Source organism: Pseudomonas sp. 05N433 (assembly GCF_056396925.1).
This window is the reverse complement of the sequence record NZ_JBFTML010000036.1, coordinates 88,023-94,154: the sequence shown is the minus strand read 5'-3', so window position 1 is coordinate 94,154 and position 6,132 is coordinate 88,023. Positions and strand designations below refer to the sequence as shown.

General features: G+C 58.7%; 4 protein-coding genes, 1 tRNA gene and 1 riboswitch. All 5 genes read right to left on the bottom strand.

Going from position 1 to position 6,132, the window contains the following annotated elements; all coding sequences use genetic code 11:
- Positions 1–97: 97 nt before the first annotated feature.
- Positions 98–188, bottom strand: a tRNA-Ser gene (locus AC1DIS_RS19315).
- Between the two features lie 62 nt (positions 189–250).
- Positions 251–439 carry a carbon storage regulator CsrA gene (csrA, locus tag AC1DIS_RS19310; protein ID WP_002554426.1) on the bottom strand — a complete coding sequence of 63 codons (189 nt, stop codon included), beginning with the start codon at positions 437–439 and terminating at the stop codon, positions 251–253.
- Between the two features lie 188 nt (positions 440–627).
- On the bottom strand, positions 628–1,869 hold the full coding sequence (locus AC1DIS_RS19305) for an aspartate kinase (RefSeq protein WP_477781034.1): 1,242 nt from the start codon (positions 1,867–1,869) through the stop codon (positions 628–630).
- A 91-nt stretch (positions 1,870–1,960) separates the two neighbouring features.
- Complete coding sequence (alaS, locus tag AC1DIS_RS19300; protein WP_018926383.1) at positions 1,961–4,582, bottom strand: alanine--tRNA ligase; 2,622 nt, start codon at positions 4,580–4,582, stop codon at positions 1,961–1,963.
- Between the two features lie 146 nt (positions 4,583–4,728).
- Positions 4,729–5,733, bottom strand: a complete 1,005-nt coding sequence (gene ltaE, locus AC1DIS_RS19295; protein ID WP_138866954.1) for a low-specificity L-threonine aldolase — start codon at positions 5,731–5,733, stop codon at positions 4,729–4,731.
- 198 nt (positions 5,734–5,931) lie between these two features.
- Positions 5,932–6,102, top strand: a riboswitch (FMN riboswitch).
- Positions 6,103–6,132: the final 30 nt, after the last annotated feature.

Below are 6,132 nucleotides of genomic sequence, written 5' to 3'. Positions count from 1 at the left end.
GCGCATTATAGGCCGTTAAATCTTTTTGTAAAGCACTTTTTCTAGTAATTTCAACAACTTACCGAAGAAGCCAGATTACAACGTACTAAACAAATAATGGCGGAGAACGGGGGATTCGAACCCCCGACACCCTTTTGAGGTGTACTCCCTTAGCAGGGGAGCGCCTTCGGCCACTCGGCCAGCTCTCCGCAACACGGGGCGTATATTAACCAGCTTTATCCCCGTTTGCAAACATAAAAAACGATAAAAATTAATGGCTTGGTTCTTCGTCCTTCTCTTTCTTGATACGCAGGTAAATTTCCTCACGGTGCACAGCCACCTCTTTCGGGGCGTTGACACCAATACGCACTTGATTTCCTTTAACGCCGAGCACGGTCACGGTGATTTCGCCATCACCAATAATCAGGCTTTCTGCGCACCGACGAGTCAGAATCAGCATACCTTTCTCCTCACGCATTTCATTTCAGGGACAACAGTCTGCAAAAAAAAGGCATTCGACCTACAACCGAAAAGGTCGTAGCCCTACATGCCTGAGTATTGACTAGCGCGAGCAAAAGAACAGTTTTGGTACGCACCATTCAAAAAAACGAAGGGCGCGGTCAGACCGCGCCCTTCGGGGGGAACGCATTACTCGCCCTGTCGGGCCGGCGCGTCCAGTTCGAAAGCTGTGTGCAGGGCGCGCACAGCCAGTTCCAGGTACTTCTCTTYGATCACCACGGACACCTTGATTTCCGAAGTCGAGATCATCTGGATGTTGATGCTTTCTTTCGCCAGGGATTCGAACATGCGGCTGGCCACGCCTGCGTGGGAGCGCATGCCGACGCCAACGATCGAGACCTTGGCAATCTTGGTGTCGCCAACGACTTCACGGGCACCGATCTCGCGAGCGGTGTTTTCCAGCACGGATTGCGCCGCCTGGTAGTCGTTACGGTGCACGGTGAAGGTGAAGTCGGTGGTGTTATCGTGCGCAACGTTCTGCACGATCATGTCGACTTCGATGTTCGCGGCGCTGATCGGGCCGAGAATCTTGAACGCCACGCCCGGGGTGTCTGGCACGCCACGGATGGTCAGCTTGGCTTCATCGCGGTTGAAAGCGATGCCGGAAATGATCGGCTGTTCCATGGTTTCCTCTTCATCAATAGTAATGAGGGTGCCCGGACCCTCCTTGAAGCTGTGCAGTACGCGCAGCGGAACGTTGTACTTGCCGGCGAACTCGACCGCACGGATCTGCAACACCTTGGAACCGAGGCTGGCCATTTCCAGCATCTCTTCGAAGGTGATCTTGTCCAGACGCTGAGCCACGGACACCACACGCGGGTCGGTGGTGTAGACGCCGTCGACGTCGGTGTAGATCTGGCATTCGTCAGCCTTCAGGGCTGCCGCCAGCGCCACGCCAGTGGTGTCGGAACCGCCACGACCGAGCGTGGTGATATTGCCGTGCTCGTCGACGCCCTGGAAACCGGCGACAACCACCACACGACCGGCCTTCAGGTCACCGCGAATCTTCTGGTCATCAATCTGCAAGATACGCGCTTTATTGTGCGCGCTATCCGTCAGAATCCGTACCTGGTTGCCGGTGTACGACACCGCTGGCACGCCACGCTTGATCAGCGCCATGGCCAACAGTGCAATCGTCACCTGCTCACCGGTGGAAACGATCACATCCAGTTCGCGTGGAACCGGTTGGCCGTCGCCACTGATTTGCTTGGCCAGATCGATCAGACGGTTGGTTTCGCCGCTCATTGCAGACAGCACAACCACCAGGTCATCGCCCGCATCGCGGAATTTCTTAACCTTGTCGGCGACCTGCTCGATTCTCTCGACAGTGCCGACTGAGGTGCCTCCAAATTTCTGTACGATCAAAGCCATTTCAAAGCCGCCTCTGCCCATGAAGGGCGCCCAATAAATCACTCAAACAGCGTTCTGGCCCGCTACTAGACCGCGGACCAGGCACACTGCCTTATAAACCCTGCTCTACAAATGGAACAGTCAGGGCCAATGCAGCATCCAGTGCGCCAGCGTCAGTACCACCGCCCTGCGCCATGTCTGGACGACCACCGCCCTTCCCGCCCACTGCCGCAGCAGCCTGCTTCATCAAATCACCGGCTTTGAGTTGGCCAGTCAGGTCTTTGGTCACGCCTGCAACCAGAACGACCTTTTCCTCATGGACACTGCCGAGCAGGATCACTGCGCGGCCGAGTTTGTTTTTCAGTTGATCGACCAGCGCCAGCAGCGCCTTGCCGTCCTGACCGTCCAGACGCACGGCCAGCACTTTCACGCCTTTGACGTCCAGGGCAGAAGCCGACAGATCGTCGCCCGCCGCACTGGCCGCCTTGGCCTGCAACTGCTCGAGTTGCTTCTCCAGCAGACGGTTGCGCTCCAGCACAGCCGACAGCTTGTCGATCAGGTTATCGCGGCTGCCCTTGACCAGGTTGGCCGCTTCCTTGAGTTGTTCTTCTGCAGCATTCAAGTAGGCCAGTGCCGCGGCACCGGTGACTGCCTCGATACGACGCACACCCGAAGCCACACCGCCTTCGCTGATGATTTTCAGCAGACCGATGTCGCCGGTACGGGTGGCGTGAATACCGCCGCACAGCTCGACGGAGAAATCGCCCATGCTCAGCACACGTACGCTGTCGCCGTACTTCTCGCCGAACAGCGCCATGGCGCCTTTCTGCTTGGCGGTTTCGATGTCGGTTTCTTCGGTTTCAACTTCGGAGTTCTTGCGAATCTCGGCGTTGACGATGTCTTCCAGCGCCTTCAACTGCTCAGGCTTGATCGCTTCGAAGTGGCTGAAGTCAAAGCGTAGACGCTGACTGTCGACCAACGAGCCTTTCTGCTGAACGTGCTCGCCCAGCACCTGACGCAATGCAGCGTGCAACAAGTGAGTCGCCGAGTGGTTCAGCGACGTCGCATGGCGCACTTCGGCATCGACATGAGTCTCCACCGGAGCACCTACGATCAGGCTGCCCGAATCCAGCACACCGTGGTGCAGGAACGCACCGCCGGTCTTGGTGGTGTCGCGCACGTCGAAACGCGCAGCGCCAGCCTGGAGGAAGCCGCAATCACCAATCTGACCGCCGGATTCGGCATAGAACGGCGTCTGATCGAGAACGACGACGCCCTCTTCGCCTTCGCTCAGTACGTCAACCGATTGCCCTTCTTTATAGAGAGCAACGATTTTGGCGGAACCGCTGTGAGCGGTGTAACCGGTGAACTCGGTGGCCACATCAACCTTGACCAGGCTGTTGTAGTCCATGCCGAAGGAGCTGGCGGAACGGGCACGCACGCGCTGGGCTTCCATCTCGCGCTCGAAGCCTGCTTCGTCGATGGTCAGGCTGCGCTCACGGGCGATGTCGCCGGTCAGGTCCATCGGGAAACCGTAGGTGTCGTAAAGCTTGAACACCACGTCGCCCGGCACCACGTCGCCTTTGAGTTCGGCCAGATCCTGCTCGAGGATCTTCAGGCCCTGCTCCAGAGTCTTGGCGAATTGCTCTTCTTCGGCCTTCAGCACGCGCTCGATGTGCGCCTGCTGGGATTTCAGTTCAGGGAACGCTTCGCCCATCTCGGCGACCAGGGCTGCAACGATCTGGTAGAAGAAGCTGCCCTTGGCGCCCAGTTTGTTGCCGTGACGGCAAGCGCGACGAATGATCCGGCGCAGTACATAACCGCGACCTTCGTTGGACGGCAGCACGCCGTCGGCAATCAGGAAGCCGCAGGAACGGATGTGGTCAGCCACGACTTTCAGGGAAGCCTGATTGTCGTTGGTGCAACCGATGGCCTTGGCCGATGCGCTCAGCAGGCTCTGGAACAGGTCGATTTCATAGTTCGAGTGAACGTGCTGCAGCACGGCACTGATCCGCTCAAGACCCATGCCGGTGTCCACCGACGGGGCTGGCAACGGGTGCAACACGCCATCGGCGGTGCGGTTGAACTGCATGAACACGTTGTTCCAGATTTCGATGTAACGGTCGCCGTCTTCTTCCGGCGAGCCCGGTGGCCCCCCCCAGATGTCGGCGCCGTGATCGTAGAAGATCTCGGTGCAAGGACCGCACGGGCCGGTATCGCCCATGGTCCAGAAGTTGTCGGAAGCGTACGGCGCGCCCTTGTTGTCGCCGATGCGAACCATGCGCTCGGCCGGTACACCGACTTCTTTGGTCCAGATGTCGTAGGCCTCGTCATCGCTGGCGTAGACGGTCACCCAGAGCTTTTCTTTCGGCAGGTTCAGCCATTTGTCGGAGGTCAGGAACGTCCAGGCAAAGGTAATGGCGTCACGCTTGAAATAATCACCGAAGCTGAAGTTACCCAGCATTTCGAAGAAGGTGTGGTGACGGGCGGTATAACCGACGTTTTCCAGGTCGTTGTGCTTGCCGCCGGCACGCACGCATTTCTGGCTGCTGACGGCGCGGGTGTACGCGCGCTTTTCCTGGCCCAGGAAGCAGTCCTTGAACTGGTTCATCCCCGCGTTAGTGAACAGCAGGGTTGGGTCGTTGCCCGGAATCAAAGAGCTGGAGGCTACACGGGTGTGGCCTTGCTCTTCGAAGAAGCGAAGGAAGGCTTCACGGATTTCTGCGCTTTTCATTAGGTTCTTCCACGGAGGCTGCGGCCAAAGGCCTGTGCGAAACGTCAACAGACGAAGCGACGGCAAAGGGCCGCATTATATCGGCCCTGCGCGCGGGGTACAGCGTGTTTATACGATAGAAACGGTCAATTGGACCGCTAACGCGATCAGATGCGGGAAAACTCGACGAATGTAGCGACGACCTGCTCGATTTGCGTACGGTTGACGTCCATGTGCGTGACCATTCGCAGACGAGCGGCAGCGCTGAGCTTGACCCCGCGTGTCGCGGCGAAGGCCTTGATCGCTTCGGCCTTGTCGCCCATTTTCACGTAAACCATGTTGGTCTGCACTGGCTCGACCTCATACCCCGCCGCTCGCAGGCCTTCGGCCAGCCATTGTGCGTTGGCATGGTCGTCGGCCAGGCGCTGAACATTATTATCCAGCGCATACAGCCCCGCCGCCGCGAGAATCCCGGCCTGGCGCATGCCGCCACCGACCATCTTGCGCAAACGCCGAGCCTTGGCGATCAACTCGACCGAGCCGCACAGCACCGAACCGACTGGCGCACCCAGGCCTTTGGAGAGACAGACCGACACCGAATCGAAATGCTGAGTGATCTCCCGGGCATCGACACCCAGCTTGACCGCCGCGTTGTAGAGCCGTGCGCCATCCAGATGCAGCGCCAGGCCATGCTCACGAGTGAAGCGGCGAGCCTGGGCCAGGTACTCCAGCGGCAGCACCTTGCCCTGCATGGTGTTTTCCAGTGCCAGCAAACGGGTGCGCGCGAAGTGGAAGTCGTCCGGTTTGATCGCGGCGGCGACTTGCGCCAGGTCCAGCGAACCATCGGCTTGCACTTCCAGCGGCTGCGGCTGGATCGAACCAAGCACCGCCGCGCCACCACCTTCGTACTTATAGGTGTGGGCCTGCTGACCGACAATGTATTCGTCACCGCGCTCGCAGTGGGCCATCAAGCCCAGCAGGTTGCTCATGGTGCCCGTTGGAACAAACAGCGCCGCGGCAAAACCCAGTCGTGTTGCCAGCTCGGCTTCCAGGCGATTGACCGTCGGATCTTCGCCATAAACGTCGTCACCGGTGGCGGCATTGGCCATCGCGTCGAGCATCCCTGCGGTCGGTTGGGTGACGGTGTCGCTGCGAAGATCGATAACGCTCATGAATCTGGCCTCGGTAAACAGGGGAAAAATCCGTTTCGGAAAGGAATTACTGCGGTCATGCCGACAATTAATCAAGCCTTGAACGAGGAAAAGAGGCTGTATGCCTTCGGAAAAGCCGATAGCAATCATCAGAAAGCAGCCATGCACGCCCCATAAATATGTGTTAAAAACGCTTCGCCGCCAAACAATCTGGCGGCAAAACGTTCTCAGGGCGGGGTGTAATTCCCCACCGGCGGTAATTGCGCGCAATGCGCATAGCCCGCGAGCGCTTGGCGACAGGCACGGCAATGGCTGTGATGGCGGCAAGGTCAGCAGACCCGGTGTGATCCCGGGGCCGACGGTCATAGTCCGGATGAAGAGAGAACGGGATTGACGCCGCCCAGGTTCCGTACCAAAGCG

Excerpts from the sequence above, each read along its gene's own strand:
- alaS (WP_018926383.1), bottom strand. The coding sequence starts at position 4,582 with ATGAAAAGCGCAGAAATCCGTGAAGCCTTCCTTCGCTTCTTCGAAGAG.
- csrA (WP_002554426.1), bottom strand. The coding sequence starts at position 439 with ATGCTGATTCTGACTCGTCGGTGCGCAGAAAGCCTGATTATTGGTGAT.
- ltaE (WP_138866954.1), bottom strand. The coding sequence starts at position 5,733 with ATGAGCGTTATCGATCTTCGCAGCGACACCGTCACCCAACCGACCGCA.